Source organism: Streptomyces sp. NPDC055239 (assembly GCF_053606205.1).
The window spans coordinates 259223-277178 of record NZ_JBSGRD010000004.1; the positions used below are offsets into that span (position 1 = coordinate 259223).

The 17956-nt window shown below is 70.7% G+C and carries 18 protein-coding genes; 3 read left to right on the top strand and 15 right to left on the bottom strand.

What is annotated here, in order from left to right:
- Positions 1 to 153 precede the first annotated feature (153 nt).
- The 5 genes from ACWFRJ_RS16635 to infC all read right to left on the bottom strand — a co-directional run bounded on the left by ACWFRJ_RS16635 (position 154) and on the right by infC (position 3851).
- Positions 154 to 1296, bottom strand: a complete 1143-nt coding sequence (locus tag ACWFRJ_RS16635) for an ATP-binding protein (protein WP_453530314.1) — start codon at positions 1294 to 1296, stop codon at positions 154 to 156.
- Between the two features lie 55 nt (positions 1297 to 1351).
- Positions 1352 to 2197 carry a TrmH family RNA methyltransferase gene (locus tag ACWFRJ_RS16640; RefSeq protein ID WP_453530317.1) on the bottom strand — a complete coding sequence of 282 codons (846 nt, stop codon included), beginning with the start codon at positions 2195 to 2197 and terminating at the stop codon, positions 1352 to 1354.
- Positions 2198 to 2371: 174 nt separating this feature from the next.
- The gene (gene rplT, locus ACWFRJ_RS16645; protein WP_453530320.1) at positions 2372 to 2755 is read right to left on the bottom strand and encodes a 50S ribosomal protein L20; all 384 of its coding nucleotides are present in this window, start codon (positions 2753 to 2755) and stop codon (positions 2372 to 2374) included.
- A gap of 94 nt (positions 2756 to 2849) precedes the next feature.
- The gene (gene rpmI / locus ACWFRJ_RS16650; RefSeq protein WP_135330421.1) at positions 2850 to 3044 is read right to left on the bottom strand and encodes a 50S ribosomal protein L35; all 195 of its coding nucleotides are present in this window, start codon (positions 3042 to 3044) and stop codon (positions 2850 to 2852) included.
- A gap of 120 nt (positions 3045 to 3164) precedes the next feature.
- Positions 3165 to 3851, bottom strand: coding sequence for a translation initiation factor IF-3 (infC, locus tag ACWFRJ_RS16655; RefSeq protein WP_453531171.1), 687 nt, complete (start codon positions 3849 to 3851; stop codon positions 3165 to 3167).
- Between the two features lie 389 nt (positions 3852 to 4240).
- Between infC and ACWFRJ_RS16660 the strand changes: the two genes are divergently transcribed.
- Entirely contained in the window at positions 4241 to 4618 is a 378-nt protein-coding gene (locus ACWFRJ_RS16660) for a DUF1844 domain-containing protein (protein WP_453530323.1), read from the top strand.
- Between the two features lie 23 nt (positions 4619 to 4641).
- On the opposite strand, the gene ACWFRJ_RS16665 is transcribed toward ACWFRJ_RS16660, so the two are convergent.
- From ACWFRJ_RS16665 to ACWFRJ_RS16680, 4 genes are all read right to left on the bottom strand, one after another.
- Entirely contained in the window at positions 4642 to 5376 is a 735-nt protein-coding gene (locus ACWFRJ_RS16665) for an SseB family protein (protein ID WP_453530326.1), read from the bottom strand.
- A gap of 31 nt (positions 5377 to 5407) precedes the next feature.
- Positions 5408 to 6592, bottom strand: a complete 1185-nt coding sequence (gene mycP / locus ACWFRJ_RS16670; protein WP_453530329.1) for a type VII secretion-associated serine protease mycosin — start codon at positions 6590 to 6592, stop codon at positions 5408 to 5410.
- Positions 6589 to 7668, bottom strand: coding sequence for a hypothetical protein (locus ACWFRJ_RS16675; protein ID WP_453530332.1), 1080 nt, complete (start codon positions 7666 to 7668; stop codon positions 6589 to 6591). The genes mycP and ACWFRJ_RS16675 overlap by 4 nt, the downstream gene beginning before the upstream one ends.
- Positions 7669 to 8278: 610 nt before the next feature.
- Positions 8279 to 8518, bottom strand: a complete 240-nt coding sequence (locus tag ACWFRJ_RS16680; RefSeq protein WP_453530335.1) for a hypothetical protein — start codon at positions 8516 to 8518, stop codon at positions 8279 to 8281.
- 134 nt (positions 8519 to 8652) lie between these two features.
- On the opposite strand from ACWFRJ_RS16680, the gene ACWFRJ_RS16685 reads away from it, so the two are divergent.
- Positions 8653 to 9855 (top strand): amino acid deaminase/aldolase, encoded by a 1203-nt coding sequence (locus ACWFRJ_RS16685; protein ID WP_453530338.1) that lies wholly within the window; start codon positions 8653 to 8655, stop codon positions 9853 to 9855.
- Between the two features lie 14 nt (positions 9856 to 9869).
- Here ACWFRJ_RS16685 and ACWFRJ_RS16690 read toward each other — a convergent pair whose 3' ends face one another.
- From ACWFRJ_RS16690 to ACWFRJ_RS16715, 6 genes are all read right to left on the bottom strand, one after another.
- The gene (locus ACWFRJ_RS16690) at positions 9870 to 10850 is read right to left on the bottom strand and encodes a DUF2510 domain-containing protein (RefSeq protein WP_453530341.1); all 981 of its coding nucleotides are present in this window, start codon (positions 10848 to 10850) and stop codon (positions 9870 to 9872) included.
- Positions 10851 to 10887: 37 nt separating this feature from the next.
- Positions 10888 to 12183, bottom strand: coding sequence for a haloacid dehalogenase-like hydrolase (locus tag ACWFRJ_RS16695; protein ID WP_453530344.1), 1296 nt, complete (start codon positions 12181 to 12183; stop codon positions 10888 to 10890).
- 34 nt (positions 12184 to 12217) lie between these two features.
- A complete protein-coding gene (locus tag ACWFRJ_RS16700) occupies positions 12218 to 13510 on the bottom strand; it encodes a haloacid dehalogenase-like hydrolase (RefSeq protein ID WP_453530347.1) in 1293 nt (430 codons plus the stop codon).
- Between the two features lie 78 nt (positions 13511 to 13588).
- On the bottom strand, positions 13589 to 14368 hold the full coding sequence (locus ACWFRJ_RS16705) for a 3-oxoacyl-ACP reductase (protein WP_453530350.1): 780 nt from the start codon (positions 14366 to 14368) through the stop codon (positions 13589 to 13591).
- 5 nt (positions 14369 to 14373) lie between these two features.
- Complete coding sequence (locus ACWFRJ_RS16710; RefSeq protein ID WP_453530353.1) at positions 14374 to 15735, bottom strand: aldehyde dehydrogenase family protein; 1362 nt, start codon at positions 15733 to 15735, stop codon at positions 14374 to 14376.
- 7 nt (positions 15736 to 15742) lie between these two features.
- Complete coding sequence (locus ACWFRJ_RS16715; protein ID WP_453530356.1) at positions 15743 to 17107, bottom strand: glutamine synthetase family protein; 1365 nt, start codon at positions 17105 to 17107, stop codon at positions 15743 to 15745.
- Between the two features lie 77 nt (positions 17108 to 17184).
- Between ACWFRJ_RS16715 and ACWFRJ_RS16720 the strand changes: the two genes are divergently transcribed.
- Positions 17185 to 17931, top strand: coding sequence for a FadR/GntR family transcriptional regulator (locus ACWFRJ_RS16720; RefSeq protein WP_453530359.1), 747 nt, complete (start codon positions 17185 to 17187; stop codon positions 17929 to 17931).
- The last annotated feature ends 25 nt before the right edge of the window (positions 17932 to 17956 follow it).

A 17956-nucleotide genomic window follows, 5' to 3' on the forward strand; every position in this document is an offset into this window, starting at 1 on the left:
CCCGTCTACGACTCGGAGACGAATCGTCCACATAGGGGGACGCAAACGTGCCAAGGATCGAGTCTAACGGGGGTGGCGCAGGTGAATGAGCCCGCGGGCGTTGCTCGGGCGGATCAGAAGTGATCAGTGCTGATCAGAGGTGACCAGGGAAGATCAGAGAAGATACGCCGGAGTGCTCACGGGCAACGTAAATCGGAACTGGGCGCCGCCACCGGGCGCGCGGCCGACGGTGATCGTCCCGCCGTGCGCCTCCACGATGCCCTTCACGATGTACAAGCCGAGTCCCGTCCCGCCGCGTTTGCTGCCCCGCCAGAAGCGGGTGAAGACACGGCCCATCGATTCCTCCGGAATACCGGCCCCCTCGTCGCTCACGGTCACAGCCGTTTCGACCCCGCCCCGCTCACGCGAGGACGCCGAGGGTGCCACATCGATGGTGACGGTTCCTTCGCCGTGACGCACGGCATTTTCCAGCAGGTTGCTGAGCACCTGGTCGATCTTGTCGGGATCGGCCCAGAGGTCGGGCATCGGCTGCTCGACCCGGACCAGGAAGCGGTCCGCGTCCTGGCCCGAGGCGACATGGGCCTGGATGTGGCGGCCGACGGCGGCACCGATGTCGACGGGCTGACGGCGCAGTTCGAGCCGTCCGGAATCGATGCGCGAGATGTCGAGGAGCTCGGCGATGAGCCGGGTGACGCGGTCGGCGTCGGCGTCCACCGTCTCCAGCATCAGCTTCTTCTGGTCGTCGGTGAAGCGCTCCCACTTGGCCAGCAGCGTCGCCGTGAAGCCCTTCACGGAGGTGAGGGGCGAGCGGAGCTCGTGGGCGACGGTGGCGATCAGCTCCGCATGGCTGCGCTCGGTGCGGCGGCGGGCCTCGGTGTCGCGGAGGGAGACGACGACGCGGCGGACGGGGCCGGTGGGCGCGGTGCGCACATAGCGCGCGGAGACGAGGACCTCACGCCCGCCGGGGAGCAGCAGATTGCGCTCGGGCTGGGCGAAGCGGGTGGCGAGGCCGCCGTACGGATCGGTCAGCTGCCACCAGCGGCGGCCTTCGAGGTCTTCTAAAGGAAGGGCGCGCTCAAGGGGCGCGCCCAGGGCGTCGGAGGCGTGCACCGCGGTGATGCGGGCGGCGGCGGCGTTGAAGCAGATGACGTGCCCCGACTCGTCCGCGACGACGAGGCCGTCGGGCAGGTCGTCCGGGTCGAGGCCGAGCCCGCCGAGGTCACCGAGGGCGCCATGGTCCGCGCGAGTACGCGGGACGTCCCGTACTCCCGGTGATCCGCTCGTGCCGATGCTCATTCCCCGTACCCCACCTCTCGGACCGGCGCAGGAGGCCTCCGAGCCCGTCACCCTACTAGCTGCCGGTGACGGAACGGCACCCTCCAGCCGCGCGCTGTGCACGGGCGGACGCATAGAGGCACACGGCCGCGGCTGTGGCGAGGTTGAGGCTTTCGGCTCTGCCGTGGATCGGAACGCGCACCACGGCGTCGGCGAGTGCGCGGGTCTCCTCCGGGAGCCCCCAGGCCTCGTTGCCGAAGACCCAGGCGGACGGGGTGCCCATGGTGCCCTTGTCGAGCTCGTCGTCGAGGTCGTCCTGGCCCGCCCCGTCGGCCGCGAGGATGCGTACGCCCGCGTCCTTGAGCCCCTGGACGGCCCGCTCGACGGGTACGCCGACGGCGACGGGCAGATGGAACAGCGAGCCGACAGAGGCGCGCACGCACTTGGGGTTGTAGAGGTCCACGGAGGCGTCCGTCAGGACGACCGCGTCGGCCCCCGCCGCGTCGGCGCACCGCAGCACGGTGCCGGCGTTGCCGGGGTCACGCACGTGCGCGAGGACGGCGACCAGCTTGGGCCTCGCAGCGAGGATGCTGTCGAAGGGGGTGTCGATGAACCGGCAGACACCGACGAGCCCCTGTGGCGTCACGGTCGTCGAGATGTCGGCGATGACGTCCTCGTCCGCCAGGTGCAGACGGGCACCTGCGGTACGGGCCTCGCCGACGATGTCGGCGTAGCGCTCGGCGGCATCGACGGTGGCGAACAGCTCGACGAGCGTGTCCGCATACGCGGCGGCCTCCCGCACGGCCTGCGGCCCTTCGGCGAGAAACAGCCGCTCCTTCCCCCGGAAGTTCCGCTTGCCGAGCCGCCGGGCGGCACTGACACGGGACGACTTGGGAGAGATCAACTCGGGGCCGGCAACCATGAAACTCACCTTGCAGAGAGAGCCCCTTCAGGGGCGCGGGGAACTGCGCGACCAGCCACATACAGCCCGCGGACGGCAGAGAACAGTTGACGGCTGACGCGAGGCCGAACGCACGCGGACCCGCAGGCCAATGGGCCTGCGGGTCCGCGAGTAACGCTCAGGTGCAGCGGAGCGTCAGGCAGCCTTGGGGGCGTTGACGTCCGACGGCAGAGCCTTCTGCGCAACCTCGACGAGCGCGGCGAACGCGTTCGCGTCGTTGACGGCGAGCTCCGCGAGGATCTTGCGGTCCACCTCGATGTTGGCGGCGTTCAGACCCTGGATGAGGCGGTTGTACGTCATGCCGTTCTCGCGGGCAGCGGCGTTGATGCGCTGGATCCACAGCCGACGGAAGTCGCCCTTGCGCTTCTTGCGGTCGTTGTAGTTGTAGACCAGGGAGTGGGTGACCTGCTCCTTGGCCTTGCGGTACAGGCGCGAGCGCTGGCCGCGGTAACCCTTGGCAGCCTCGAGGATCGCCCGACGCTTCTTGTGGGCATTGACTGCCCGCTTGACGCGTGCCACTTGTTAACTCCTTGTAGCGGGGCCGTGGTTGGACTCACACGACCCGGTATCGATTGGGTCCCGGTCGGAGTTCAGGCGCGGTGTGCGCCCGAACTCACTTGCCGAGAAGCTTCTTGATCTTCTTGGCGTCGCCCGGGGCCATCTCGGCGTTGCCACTGAGGCGACGCGTCAGACGGGACGACTTGTGCTCGAGCAGGTGGCGCTTGCCGGCGCGCTCACGGAGCACCTTGCCGGAGCCGGTGATCTTGAAGCGCTTGCTGGCACCGCTGTGCGTCTTGTTCTTCGGCATAGCGCCGTTCTCTCCTCGTCATTGGCACTCCCTGCCGTTCCCGGTTCCTGCGAACCGCGGGCAGGGAGCGTCAGATGTATCGGTTGTCATCCAAGGCGCGCTTGGGAGGCGCGTCCCGGATCAGGCCTGGGCGGGCTCCTCGGCAGGCGCCTCGGCAGGCGTCTCAACAGGCGTCTCGACCTCGGCAACGGCCTCGTCGGGCGTCACCTCGTCGGCGGAGTCGTCGTCCGTGCGGCCCTGTCGCTCGGCCTTGCGGGCGGCCTGGGCCTCACGAGCCTCGGCCATGGCTTCGGTCTTCTTCTTGTGCGGACCGAGGACCATGATCATGTTTCGGCCGTCCTGCTTCGGGTTCGACTCGATGAACCCGAGGTCTTCGACGTCGTTCGCGAGACGCTGCAGCAGTCGGAAGCCGAGTTCCGGCCTGGACTGCTCGCGACCACGGAACATGATCGTGATCTTGACCTTGTCGCCCTGCTTGAGGAACCGGACGACGTGACCCTTCTTGGTGTCATAGTCGTGCGGGTCGATCTTCGGCCGGAGCTTCATCTCCTTGATGACCGTGTGCGCCTGGTTCTTGCGCGCCTCACGGGCCTTCATGGCCGACTCGTACTTGAACTTCCCGTAGTCCATGAGCTTGCACACGGGCGGACGGGCGGTCGCCGCCACCTCGACCAGGTCGAGGTCGTACTCCTGTGCGAGCTCCAGGGCCTTGGCAAGCGGAACGATCCCGACCTGCTCGCCGCTGGGCCCGACGAGTCGCACCTCGGGGACGCGAATCCGGTCGTTGATGCGGGGCTCGGCGCTGATGGATCCTCCTCGGTAGCACCACGCGGCGGTCTGGCGGACAGCCGCGTTACGTCTGTTATCTCGACCAACCGAGTGAGTACATAAAAAATGCCCCAACCGATCACAGGAAGGGGCTCCATTACTACCGGAGCACCTCCGCGATGATCGCGGGGCGCATCTCGGGCCTGCCGTAGTCTCGGGGACTGCGGCTGCCTGACCGGTGACCCGCCGCTCTGGGAGCGACTAGGTGGGAAGCGGAGCCTCCACTTGTGGGCCGGGTCTCTGCGTGGCACGCGAGTGTCCGGCCGGTCGTTACACAAGGTTAGCAGCTCCACGGGGGTGGGGCTAACCAGCGGGCCCACGCACTCCCGCGAGTCACCCCGGGCGATGCTCCGCTTATCGTGTGGGACATGAGCGACGCGACCCCCACCCCCGAGTCCGCCACCGGTGACTCCCCCGATTTCGACACCCTGACCCGTGACATCGCGGACGTCCCCGCGGTCGAGGTGATCACCACGGTCGCCGTCCACCTGATGAGCGCCGCGGCCGTGAACCTTGGCCTCGCCGAAGGCGGCGAGAACCACAAGGACCTGGACGAGGCCCGCAAGCTGATCCACTCGCTCGCCGGTCTGATGGACGCGAGCGCCACGGAGATCTCCTCGTTCCACGCGGCTCCCCTGCGCGACGGTCTGAAGTCGCTGCAGCTGGCCTTCCGCGAGGCGTCCGCGGTGCCGGACGAGCCGGGTCAGGGTCCGGGCGAGAAGTACACGGGCCCGATCTTCGGCTGATCTCCCGGCTTTCTCAGGATCTCTCAGCCTTCTCGTACGTAAAGGGGCTCGCCCGGTGGCGTCGCCTCGGCCGGAAGCAGTGCCAGGTCGAGGCCGTTCACCAGGCGGGCCCTCAGTGTTTCGTCGGACGCGATGTGCCGGGCGACGCGCTGGGCGGCTTCGGACGGGTCCGCCGACGCGTCGATGACGAGCGCGAGGGTGCCGTCCGCGGTGCCCGCGCCGAGGTAGGCGCGCTGGACGGCAGGATCGGCGGCGACGGCCGCGCGCACGGCGGCCGTGACGGCGGGGTCCAGGAGCGGGTCCCGGGTGTGGCGGCCTTCGGAGAGGGCGATCAGGGCGGTCCTGTTGATCTCGTAGGGGACGGGTCCCGCGAGGTCCAGCACGATCGTGTCGGCCTGCTCGTGCGCCGCGGCCTGGAGCGCCTGGTGCAGCGGGACCGCGACGGGCCGGGCCTGCGGGTCCCACAGGGCGAGGGCCTTGGTCGAGGTGAACGCGGGCAGTGCCTTGCGGTCGCCCGCCTTGAGGGTGGGGACCGCCATGTCACTGGACTTCTCGCGGCGAAGGCCGTTCTCGTCCTCCTCCACCTCGCCGAGCACGGCGACCACGGGGACGAGCAGCCGGGCGCCGGTGAGCGCCTCAAGGACGGGGCCGTGGGCCGTGCGGTCTGCGGCCCACGCCGTCAGTGCCGCGGTGAGCCGGGGGTCTGCGGACCCGTCGTCGTCGGAGAAGCCGGGGTCCGGGATGTTCTTGTTCGCCACGGTCCTGACCCTATCGACCGCGCCCCTTGGCCTATCGGGTGGTGCCGGGACGGGCTCCCCGGCGGCCGCGCCAGAGGTAGACCGCCGCCCCCAGGAGCGCCATGCCGATGCCGCCCGCGACCGGGCCCACCCATCCTGCGGGTCCGCCGTCGCTCCGGGGCGCGTCCGGGCCCGAACCGAAGTACTTCTTCCCGTACGCCGCTGAGCTCAGCCCCTCCGGCTTCTTCTTGCCGCCCTCGGCGATCGCGGCCGCCGGGTCGATGAAGCCGAAGCCGCGTGAGTCGTCGCGGCCCCCGCTGGGAACATCGCGGGCGGTGTCCTCCAGGAGCTGCTTGATCTGGGCGGGGGTCAGACCGGGGTGGGCGGCGCGGATGAGGGCGACGGCACCGGAGACGAACGCCGATGCGGCGCTGGTGCCCCAGCCCTCGTAGTACTCACGGTCGGGGTCGGCGATGACGATCTTCTTGCCGGGGGCGCTGACGGTGGCGTACCAGCGGCGGGTGGAGAAGGAGGCGCGGTTGCCCGCCGGGTCGACGGCGGTGGCGGCGATGACTCCGGGGTAGGCCGCCGGGTACGAGATGTGGTCGCCGCGCTCTCCGCCGTTGCCCGCCGACGCGACGACGACGGCACCCTTCTTCAGGGCGTACTGGACGGCTGCGTCCTCGGCGGGTTCGGGGTGGGCGGACTTGGAGTCGTCGCCGAGGGAGAGGTTGATGACGTCGGCGCCGTGGTCGGTGGCCCAGCGGATGCCGTCGGCAAGGGCGTTGCCCCGGGTGTTGCGGGCCTTCGACCGGTGCGGGTCACCGTCCTCCAGGATCACGCGGATCGGCAGGATCTTCGCCTGCGGCGCGATGCCGATCACGCCGTCGCCGCCGCCCGCGCCGTGTCCGTGGCCCGCGATGATGCCGGCCATGGCGGTGCCGTGCCGGGCCCAGGGGCGGTCGCCCTTCTTCGCTCCGAAGCCGACCATGTCCTTGCCCGCGAGGACGCTGCCCGCCAGGTCGGGGTGGTCGCGGTCTATGCCGGTGTCCAGGACGGCGACGGTGATGCCCTTGCCCTTGGTGGTCTGCCAGGCCTGACTCGTGTGCATGGCGTCGAGGGCCCACTGCTGGGCGCGTATGCCGTCGTCCGCGTGGGCGGTGGCGGGCAGGAGGGCGATCGACGCGGCGAGGGCGGCGACGCCGAACCGGCGGATTCCGAACCGGCGGATTCTCATGAGGACTTCTCCGTCGCCGCGATGGTCTTGCGCAGCCGCCGCTCGACGCGGTCGGCGATGCCCTTCGCCTCGTTGCCGAGGCCCGCCTGGGCGGGGTCGGTGGCTGCGGAGGTCTTCACGGCCTCGTCGGCGGGCTCGGGTTCGGTGACCGTACGGCCGTCGGCGAAGCCGGAGACCGAGAAGGCGACGACCGGGGCGTCAGGGAGCACGGACACGGTCCAGGAGGCTCGCTGGGCGTCGCCGAAGTCCGCGGCCGGGGTGCCCTTGGCCGCGTACGGCCGTGGCATCAGGTCGGTGCGCCGGTCGAGGCCCTCCTCCGTGAAGCGGGTGCGCAGGGAGCGCATCGCGTCGGCGTCGGCCTTGGTGAACAGCAGGCCCACGGTGGTGACATGGCTGCGGGTCGCGTCCGTGTACGTGGCGCGCAGCAGCCTGAGGCAGCCGGCCGAGGCGAGTGCCTTGCGCAGGAGCGGGTCGAAGGCGTTCTCGCAGTTGCTGTCGGGGGCGACGGCGACCCGGGTCCAGGTGCGGTCGGCTCCGCCGGGGCCCGCGCCCTCTCCCCTGAGGGTGACGGGGAAGAGCTTGTCGACGGGCACGCTGTGCCAGAGCTGGCCGGCGACGGCGTACGTGTTCCGCGTGGCGCCCGTCCCTTCGGAGCCCCCGGTCAGCCAACTCCCGGTGGCCGCGCCCCCGATGAGCCCGAGCCCGAGCACGGCGCAGGCGGCGGCCGCGGTGACGCGGGGCTGAATCCAGGAGCGGACGGGCCGCAGCCGCGTGGTGCTGTCGTCGTACAGCGGGGGCCGCGCGAACGACACGAAGGGCCGCCCTGCCCCGGGTCCCGGCGTCAGGTCGACGGCGCCGACCGCACGGCGGGCGGCGGTTGTTCGCGGGGAGCGGGTCGGGGTGGGGGCAGGTGCGGGGGTGGATATGGGCTTGGGCGTGTGGGCGTGCGCGTGGGCGTGGGTGGGCGGTGCCTCGGGGGCGGGCTTGCGGGCCTCGGCGGACGCGGGCCGGGGCGCGGCGGCAGGCGCCGGAACGGACGCGGATATGTCCGTCGGCGCTGGATCCGACGGCGGCATCGGGGGCATCGGGGGGCGCAGTGGATAGTCCGCGGCGGCGCCTGGCTCACTCTCCCCGTCCGCTACGCCGTGGTTCGGCGGGGATGGAGGGCGCGGCGGGGGCGGAACGGGAGCCGGGGCGGTCTCGGGGTTCGGTGCGTGCGTCCGGGGCATCGCTGACGGCGGCGGTGTGTCAGGGAAACGGGCCGACGCGGGCGGCGGACCCGACACGGGGTCGGAACCCGACGCGGAATCAGAGCTCGGCGCCTGCGTCCGCGTCGTCGCCGAGGACGGCGGTGCGTCGGGGAAACGGGCCGAGGCAGGTGGCGCATCCGACTCGGGATCAGGGGTCGGCGCTTGCGTCCGGGGCATCGCTGACGGGGGCGGTGTATCGGGGAAGCGCGCCGACGCGGGCGGTGGGGGCGGCGACTGCTGTGCGTCGGTGGCAGGGGCACCCGGGTCATCTGCGTTGTCTGCGTTGTCCGTGTCGTCCTGCGCTGCCGTGGGCCTCGGCATCCGTACCCGGTCGAAGGGCGCGAGGAGGTCCCCGAGGAGGGAGTCCTGGTCGCCGTCGGCGGGCGCGGGGTCGGTCACCGACGGCGGCGGCTGCTGCTCGGCGCCCCGGTCGTCTTCAGGGGTTCGAGCAGATGCCGTAGATGCCCTCGGCGGCGGCACGGAACCCTGGCCGTCCGAGGACTCCGGGGCCGGGTCCGGGTCCGGTTCCGGGTCGGCCGTCGGCGGACGCAGATCCGGAAAGCGCGGGGACGGAGCGGGAGGCGACGGGGCCGCAGACGCGGGCGGGCCCGACGGCGGAGGCGGCGTCGTGGGACGTGGCGGTACGGGAGCCCGTCGCGCTTCCGTGCTCATGCACCCCCCGTTTCCTCGCTCTTCTGCGCGTAACTCTAAGGGCAGAATCCGGCCGTGAGGGAACCAGTCCGCGGCCCCGGGCGATCTGCCCGGATCATCCCCCTACCCTCGAGTAATCGCGTCTGGCAGGCTTCGGCCATGACCCCCCGTGCAGCAGACCGGGCCCGCTACGACCGGGCCACCGCACACCTCGACGCCCCCCTCGCGCTCGTCGATCTGGAGGCATTCGACGCCAATGCCGACGATCTGGTGCGCCGGGCCGGCGGGAAGCCGATCCGGGTCGCGAGCAAGTCAGTGCGCTGCCGTGCGCTCCTCGAACGCGTCCTGGCCCGCGAAGGCTTCGCCGGGATCATGTCCTACACGCTCGCCGAGTCCCTGTGGCTCGCGCGGTCCGGCTTCGACGACATCCTGCTCGCCTATCCCTCGGCGGACCGCGCCGCCTTCGCCGAGCTGACCGCCGACCCGAAGCTCGCGTCATCGGTGACCGTGATGGTCGACGACCCGGCGCAGCTGCGGCTCATCGACGAGGCCAGGGACGGCGGGCGCGAAGAGGTCCGGGTCTGCCTGGAGCTGGACACCGCCTTCAAGGTGCTCGGGGGGCGGGTGCGGATCGGTGCGCTGCGCTCGCCCCTGCACTCCCCCGCCCAAGTCGCCGCGCTCGCCCGCGCCGTGACCCGGCGGCCGGGCTTCCGGCTCGTGGGCGTGATGGCGTACGAAGGGCATGTGGCAGGGGTGGGTGACGCGATCGCCGGGCGTCCCGCGCGCTCGCGGGCCATCCGCCTCATGCAGGCCGCCGCCCGCAAGGAGCTCGCGGTGCGCCGGGCCGAGACCATCCGCGCGGTGCGGGCGGTCGCGCCGGACCTGGAGTTCGTGAACGGCGGCGGCACCGGCAGCGTGCAGCACACGGCGGCCGAGCGGGCGGTGACCGAGATCGCCGCCGGGTCCGGCCTGTACGTACCGCGCCTCTTCGACAACTACACGTCGTTCAGCGGACGTCCGGCCGCGCTCTTCGCCCAGCCCGTCGTGCGCCGCCCCGGCGTGGGCACCGTGACCGTGCTCGGCGGCGGCTACCCCGCTTCGGGTGCCGCGGGCCCCGACCGCTCCCCGGTGCCGTACCTCCCGGAGGGGCTGCGCTACGACCCGCAGGAGGGCGCGGGCGAGGTGCAGACCCCGCTGCTCGGAGCCCCCGCCGACGATCTCCTCATCGGCGACAAGGTGTGGTTCCGGCACGCCAAGGCCGGGGAGCTGTGCGAGCGGTTCGACGCGCTCCACCTCGTCGAGGGCGATCGCGTGACGGCCACCGTGCCGACGTACCGAGGTGAAGGCCACACGTTCCTCTAGCCTCCGACAGGCCGTCAGGGCGAGGCGCCCACGCTGCTTCCCACGCCGCCGCCCGTGTCGCTGTCACCGACGGCGCGGATCCCCTTGGTGATCTTGTCCATGTCGGAGAGCGGCGGCGCCTCGCCCCCGGCGTCGATGGCGAAGCGGACGATGATCAGCGCCTCGGACCCGCGGCTCGAGGGGAAGGCGAGCGACTGGACGTATCCGCCGGGGCCCTTCTCCGTGTGGACGCGCCAGCGCACGAAGTAGCCGGAGCGGCCACCGACCGCGACGTTCCCCTCCTTGACCTTCTCGTGCCGGGCGATCCCGCCGAACGGCTCCATGCCGACCTTGTCCTCGTCGTACGCACGGTCCGCCGCGTCCTTGATGTCGCCCCGGGCCAGCGCCTCGGGCGAGCGTTCGTCGGTCCCCGTCGACGTGCGGGAGTAGACCGTGCCGTGGCGGCAGAGGCTTCCCTCGCCCGGACAGTCGTACGTCTTCGGGGTACGGACGGTGGGGTCGCCGCCGACCGTGTTGTCGGCCTTCTCCCAGCCGTCGGGGACGGGGATCGTGATGCCGTTGAGCTGGTCCACGAGGGTGGAGGGGTCGGGGTCGGGCGCCGACGTGGTGGGCGTCGGCGAGGTCTTCGTGGCCGTTTCCACCGGCTGCGATATGGCCGGTTCGGGAAGACCGCCCTGCGGCTCGCCGTCGTCCTCACTCAGGAGCACCGTGCCCGTGACGATCGACGCGACCAGGACGACCCCTGCGGTGGTCAGCGCCACCACCCTGGCCCGGCCTCCTCTGGACGCCCCCGGCAGCGGCTGGACCTGGGTCTGCGCCTGCATCTGCGCCTGTGCCTGCGTCGGGCCGAACCCCGGCTGCGCCAGGCCCGTTTGAGGGACTTCGGGCGCACGCCGGTGCTCGGTCCACGCGGACCCGTCCCACCAGCGCTCTACGTGCTGCGCCGGTGGGGCCGACGGGTCCGTGTACCAGCCGGGAGGTGGCGTCATGCTCATCCCGGCACTCTAGGACGTGCCGTGAAGATCAGAACAGTCAGAACACAGTGTCCGCCTGATCAGGCACCACCGAGCCGTCGTCGCGCCGGACCGGGCCCTTGCTGCCGTCCGGTTCGTTGTACGCGGCCGTCGAGCACGGGTAGAGGTCGGGCTTCTGCTTCATGGGCTCGATGAACATGGGGTTCACGACCCAGCGGCCGTCGGCGTTGTCGTACGCACGGCACATGACCTCGTTCTTGTTCCGGTTCAGGACGAGGTGGGCGCCCGTGGCGTCGCCGACGAACGTCACGTCCGTGTCGGCGTCACCGCCGCCGAGGGCGATGCGGTGGGAGGGGTCCTGCTTCTCCCAGGCCGCCTTGCCCTTGACGCCGTAGATCTCCTGGTTGATCCAGCAGCGCTTGCCGTCGATGTAGGGGATGGCTTCGCCCTTGTTCACGGGTACGTCGCCACAGCCCTGGTTGTAGGTGGTGATCCGTCCCTTGCGGTCAAGGACGGAGCGGATGGCGATGGTGTGCTTGCGGTCGATGCCGATGCCCTTGGACCAGACCTCCGTCACCGGCTCGGAGCCCGCCGAGACGATGTAGACGTCGAACCCGGCCTTCTTGAGCGTGCGGATCAGGTCGCGCTGCTGGTCGTAGTAGCGGGCGTAGCCGGGGATCTCGTGCGTGCCGACGGTCTGGGTGGCGCCGACGGGGGCGGCCAGGACCTGCTTGCGGGCCTTCGCCGCGTAGGACTCCAGTTCGGGCACGGTGTGGCCGGCGAAGAGCTGGGGCACCCAGGCGTACTGCGGGACGGTGTGGCGGTGGTCCCACTTGCCCGCGAAGGCGGCGGCGCCGCTCATCGTCTTGCCGTCCTCGCGGACCTCGAAGATCTCGTCCGCGCAGTCGGTGTCGGTGGAGGTGGGAAGCGGCTTGCCGACCGGCACCTTCGTGCCGCAGGCCTTGGTGAGCGCCTTGTCGGCCGCGTCCGTCATCCACTTGCTGGTGGACTTCCAGCTGGCGGGGCGCAGGATCTTGTCGTGGTGGAGGGACCAGGCGATCGTCGCGTCGGTGATGTCGTTCTTGACGACGGTGTTGTCCCAGTCGAAGGCGGCGACGGGACGCTTCTGGTCGTGACCCCGGTGGGAGCCGCAGCGTCCGCGCTCGTCGATCATCTGCTGAAGTTTGGCCCGGTTGTCGCCGTACCAGGTCAGCTTCTTTGACAGCTGCGGGCAATGGGCCTTCGCAGCGGTGGTGTTCGCGGGCGTGCTGGCGGCCGCGGGAAGCGACGCGGGCACGGCCGCCAGCGCGGCGGCCGAAGCCAGCGTCAACGCCAAGGCATGTCTGTTACGCATGCGCATGGACCGTACATGAATCCAACTGGTCCGGTCAGGGTCCGTGCACCGTGTCCTTCTGGTCGGGAATGACCGACCCGTCGGTGCGGCGCACGGGGCCTTCCTTGCCGTCGCGTTCGGTGTAGCCGGCGGTGGCGCACGGGTACGGCTTGGCGAGCTTGCCCTTGGGCTCGATGAACATGGGGTTCACCAGCCAGCGGCGGTCGCCGTTGTCGTAGGCGCGGCACATCAGCTCGTTCTTGTTGCGGTTCAGGACGAGGCGCAGGCCCGTGGCGTCGCGCAGGAAGGAGATGTCGGTGTCGGAGTCACCGGCCGAGAACACCTGTCGCTTGTTGGCCGGTTGCACCTTCTCGGCTGCCGCGCCCCGGACTCCGTAGATCTCCTGGTTGATCCAGCAGCGCTTGCCGTCGATGTACGTGATCATCGAGTCGTCGCCGTCCTCGACGGTTCCGCAGCCCCGCAGATGGGCCGTCAGCTTCCCGTGTGCGGCGACGTTGCGGATGCCGATGGTGTGCCGGGCGTCGACGCCGACGCTCTTCGCCCACACCTCGGCGACCGGCTCGGGCGACGCGGAGACCACATAGACGTCGAATCCGGCCTTCTTGAGCGTACGGATCAGGTCGCGCTGCTGGTCGTAGTAGCGGACCCAGCCGGTGACCTTGCCGGTGCCCACCCGCTGTTCGGTGCCGACGGGCGCGGCGAGGTTCTCCTTGCGGGCGGCAGCCGCGAACTCCTTGACCTGCCGGGTGGACCAGCCGCGGGTGAGCTGGGCGAGCCAGGCGTACTGGGGTTCCATGCGGCGGTGGTCGAAGCCCGCGAAGGCCGCGTCCCCGCCTGTCGTGGTGCCCTCGCTGTAGACGGAGAGGATCTCGTCGGCGCAGTCCGTGTCGCGGCGCGTGGGGAGCGTGGTGCCGGTGGTGGGGCAGGCCTTGGCGAGGGCCTTGGCCGCCGGGTCGGTGAGATAGCGGCTCGTGGTGTGCCAGTCGCCGTTCTTCGGCGTACGTATCTTGCTGTTGCGCAGGAGCCAGAACATGGTGGCGTCGCCGACGTCGTTCTTGATGACCGTGTTGTCCCAGTCGAAGGCGGCGACGGGCTTGGCGGAGCCCGTGTGCCCGGCGTCGCCGCAGCGGCCGTACGTGTCGATCATCTTCTGGAGTCGGGCCTTGTTCTCGCCGTACCAGCCCTTGGAGACGGTGAGCGAGGGGCAGTCCTTGGTCTTGGACCGCACGGGCTGGGTGGCTTCCGCGGTGGCCTGGACGGTGACGAGACCGGCTCCGGCGACGGCGATCACTGCTGCTGCCGCGGCGGCGCGGCGCTTGAAGTTCACGAACACACTCCCCTGTCTACGCAGGTCAGCCGGGCGTCGTGCGACGCCCGGCTGACGGGGTGGTTGCCGGAGGATGAACTACATGGGCGTGACGTACGCCCCCGAGATGCCGCCGTCGACCAGGAAGTCGGTGGCGTTCACGAACGAGGAGTCGTCGCTGGCGAGGAACGCCACGGCGGCGGCGAGCTCGTCGGCCTCGGCGAAGCGGCCCACGGGGATGTGGACGAGGCGGCGCGCGGCCCGCTCGGGGTCCTTGGCGAAGAGCTCCTGGAGGAGCGGGGTGTTGACCGGGCCGGGGCAGAGCGCGTTCACGCGGATGCCCTCGCGGGCGAACTGCACGCCGAGCTCGCGGGACATGGCGAGGACTCCACCCTTGGACGCGGTGTACGAGATCTGGGACGTCGCCGCGCCCATCCTCGCCACGAACGACGCGGTGTTAATGATCGAGCCCTTGCCCTGGCGCCGCATGTAGGGGATGGCGGCCTTGCAGCACAGGTAGACGGAGGTGAGGTTGACCTCCTGGACCCGCTTCCAGGCCTCAAGGCCCGTGTCCAGGATGGAGTCGTCGTCGGGCGGCGAGATGCCCGCGTTGTTGAAAGCGATGTCGACCGAGCCATAGGTGTCGTACGCCGTCTTGAAGAGCGCGTCGACCTGCTCGGCGTCGGTGACGTCGACCTTGACGAAGAGCCCGCCGACCGCCTCCGCCGCGGCCTTGCCCGCGCTCTCGTCGATGTCGCCGCAGACGACGTGTGCGCCCTCGGAAGCGAGGCGCCGCGCGGTGGCGAGTCCGATGCCGCTGCCCGCGCCGGTGATGACGGCGGTGCGGCCTACCAGGCGGCGGCAGATGTTCTCTGACATAGGGCTCAGGCCTCCGGGCTTTCCGTGCTGATGAAGACGTTCTTGGTTTCCGTGAAGGCGGCGAGCGCGTCCGGGCCGAGTTCACGGCCGAGTCCGGACTGCTTGTAACCCCCGAACGGGGTCCAATAGCGCACGCTGGAATGCGAGTTGACGGAGAGGTTCCCGGCCTGGACGGCCTGGGAGACCCGCAGCGCCCTGCTGACGTCCCGCGTCCAGATCGACCCCGACAGGCCGTACTCGGTCGCGTTGGCCAGGCGGATCGCGTCGGCCTCGTCGTCGAAGGGGATGACGACGGCGACCGGGCCGAATACCTCCTCCGTCGCCACCGGAGACTCGGGGTCGACGTCGGTGAGGAGCGTCGGCGGGAACCAGAAGCCGGGGCCCTCGGGGGCGGTGCCGTGGATTCCGGCGCCGGCCGGAACGTACGAACGCACCTTTTCCAGCTGCGACTTGGAGATCAGCGGACCCATCTGGGTCTTCTCGTCCGCCGGGTCGCCGACGACGATCGACTCGACGGCGGGCCGCACGATCTCCAGGAAGCGGTCGTACACCGAGCGCTGGACGAGGACACGGGTGCGCGCGCAGCAGTCCTGGCCGGAGTTGTCGAGGTACGACATGGGGGTGGCGAGGGCGGCTGCCTCCACGTCCGCGTCGGCGAAGACGATGTTCGGGCTCTTGCCGCCGAGTTCGAGCGTCACGCGCTTCACGCGGTCGGCGCACTTGGCCATGATCTGCTTGCCGACGCGCGTGGATCCCGTGAACACGATCTTGGCGACGCCGGGGTGCTCGACCAGGGCGTTACCCGCGATGTCGCCGACGCCGGGCAGGACCTGGAAGAGGCCTTCGGGGAGGCCCGCTTCCAGGGCGAGTTCGGCGAGGCGCAGCGCGGTGAGCGGGGTCGTCTCGGCGGGCTTCAGGATGACCGCGTTGCCTGCCGCGAGCGCCGGGGCGCTGCCCCAGGCCGCGATCGGCATCGGGAAGTTCCAGGGGGCGATGACGCCGACGACCCCGAGGGGTTCGAGGATCGTCACGTTCAGGCCGCCGGGCACGGGGATCTGACGGCCGCTGAGGCGTTCCACTCCCCCGGCGGCGAAGTCGAGGAGATCGCGGACGTTGCCGGCCTCCCAGCGGGCGTTGCCGATGACGTGACCGGCTTCGCGCACCTCCAACTGGGCCAGTTCTTCGAGGTGTTCGTCCACCACTGCCGCGAAACGGCGCAGCAGCCGCGCCCGGTCGGCCGGAGCCGCGGCGGCCCACTTCGCCTGCGCCGCGGCCGCGCGCACGACGGCGGCGTCGACGTCCTGCGCGGTGGCGGCGGGGACGGTCGCGACGACTTCTTCGGTCGCCGGATTCAATACCTTGAGCAAGGGTGCCTCACAGACGTTCGAAGGAGCGGCGGAGCTCCCAGTCGGTCACCGCGGAGTCGAAGGCGTCCAGCTCGACCCGGGCCATGTTGCTGTAGTGCGCGACCACCTCGTCGCCGAAGGCGGCCTTGGCGATGGCGCTGTTCTCCCAGAGCTCGGCGGCCTCGCGCAGGGTGGTGGGGACGTGCGCGTAGTCACCGGTGTAGGCGTTGCCCGTGCACTCCTCGGGCAGTTCGAGCTTCTGCTCTATGCCGTGCAGACCGGCGGCCACGAGTCCGGCGACCGCGAGGTGGGGGTTCACGTCGCCGCCCGGCAGGCGGTTCTCGAAGCGCAGGGAGCGGCCGTGACCGACGACGCGCAGGGCGCAGGTGCGGTTGTCGTAGCCCCAGGCGGCGGCGGTCGGCGCGAACGAGCCGGGCCTGAACCGCTTGTACGAGTTGATGTTGGGCGCGTAGAGGAGCGAGAACTCCCTCAGCGCCGCGAGCTGCCCGGCCAGGAAGTGCCGCATGACGGCCGACATGCCGCCAGGACCGTCACCGGCCATGGCGTTGGTGCCGTCCGCGTCCGCGAGCGAGAGGTGGATGTGACAGGAGTTGCCCTCGCGCTCGTTGTACTTGGCCATGAAGGTGAGCGAGACACCCTCCTGGGACGCGATCTCCTTGGCGCCGGTCTTGTAGATGGCGTGCTGGTCGCAGGTGACGAGGGCGTCGTCGTAACGGAAGACGATCTCGTGCTGGCCCGGATTGCACTCGCCCTTGGCCGACTCGACGACGAGTCCGGCGGCGGCCATCTCGTTGCGGATGCGGCGCAGGAGCGGCTCGATGCGTCCCGTGCCGAGCACGGAGTAGTCGATGTTGTACTGGTTCGCCGGGGTCAGGGCCTTGTAGCCCGCGTCCCAGGCCTGCTCGTAGGTGTCCTTGAAGACGATGAACTCGAGCTCCGTGCCGACGTTGGCGGTGAAGCCGAGCTCGGCGAGCCGGTCGAGCTGGCGGCGCAGGATCTGGCGGGGCGCGGCCACGACGGGCGACGCGTCGTTCCAGGCGAGGTCGGCGATGAGCATCGCGGTGCCGTCGTTCCAGGGGACGCGGCGCAGGGTGCTCAGGTCGGGGCGCATGGCGAAGTCGCCGTAGCCGCGGTCCCAGGAGGACATGGCGTAGCCCTCGACGGTGTTCATCTCCGGGTCGACGGCGAGGAGGTAGTTGCAGCCCTCCGTGCCGTTCTCCAGGACGTCGTCGAGGAAGAAGGGGGCGGCGAACCGCTTGCCCTGGAGCCGCCCTTGCATATCGGGGAAGGCCAGGACGACAGTGTCGATCTCGCCGCTCGTGACGAGAGCACGCAGCTCCTCGATCCCGAGCGGGGGTGTGCGGTCTGCCACGGGAAAATCCTCCTTGGGTCAGCCGAGAGCCATAAGGTATTGCCGAGAACCATTGATTGGGAAGGGGGTACGGCCAGATGTCGCACACGGACGCCGACGCGACGGCTTCTCCCGGCGACGACGGGCTCACGCCGGTCCTTCGCCCCGTACGGGCGGGCAACGGCTTCGAGGAAGCCCTGGAACAGATCCTCCAGGTCGTACGCCTCGGCCTGGTGCCCGGCGGTGAACGCCTGCCGTCGGAGAGGGAGTTGGCCGACCGTCTCGGCATCAGCCGGGTGACGCTGCGCGAGGTCCTGAAGGTGCTCCAGGACCAGGGTCTCGTCGAGTCGCGGCGGGGCAGGTACGGCGGCACGTTCGTGCGCCCGCGCCCCGAGGCTGCCGGTGAGGACGAGCTGCGGCGGCGCGTGGCGGGCGTCGACGTCGAGGACGCGCTGCGTTTCCGCGAGGTTCTGGAGGTCGGCGCGGCCGGGCTCTGCGCGGCGCACGGCCTGACAGAGGAGCAGCGGGAGAGGCTGCGCACGGCGCTCGCGCGCACCCACGAGGCACCCCTCTCGGAGTACCGCCGCCTGGACACCCTCCTGCACCTGACCCTTGCGGAGCTGTGCGGCTCCCCCTCGCTCACCGCGCAGTACGCGGCGGTGCGCGCGAGCGTCAACGACCTCCTGGACTGCATCCCGCTCCTGGTGCGGAACTTGGAGCATTCGCAGCGCCAGCACACCGCGCTCGTCGAGGCGGTGCTCGACGGGGACGCGGACGGGGCGCGGGAGATGATGCGCGAGCACTGCGCCGGTACGGCCGCGTTGCTGCGGGGCTTCCTGACGTAAGGGCCTCCCGACATGACGGGTTCCT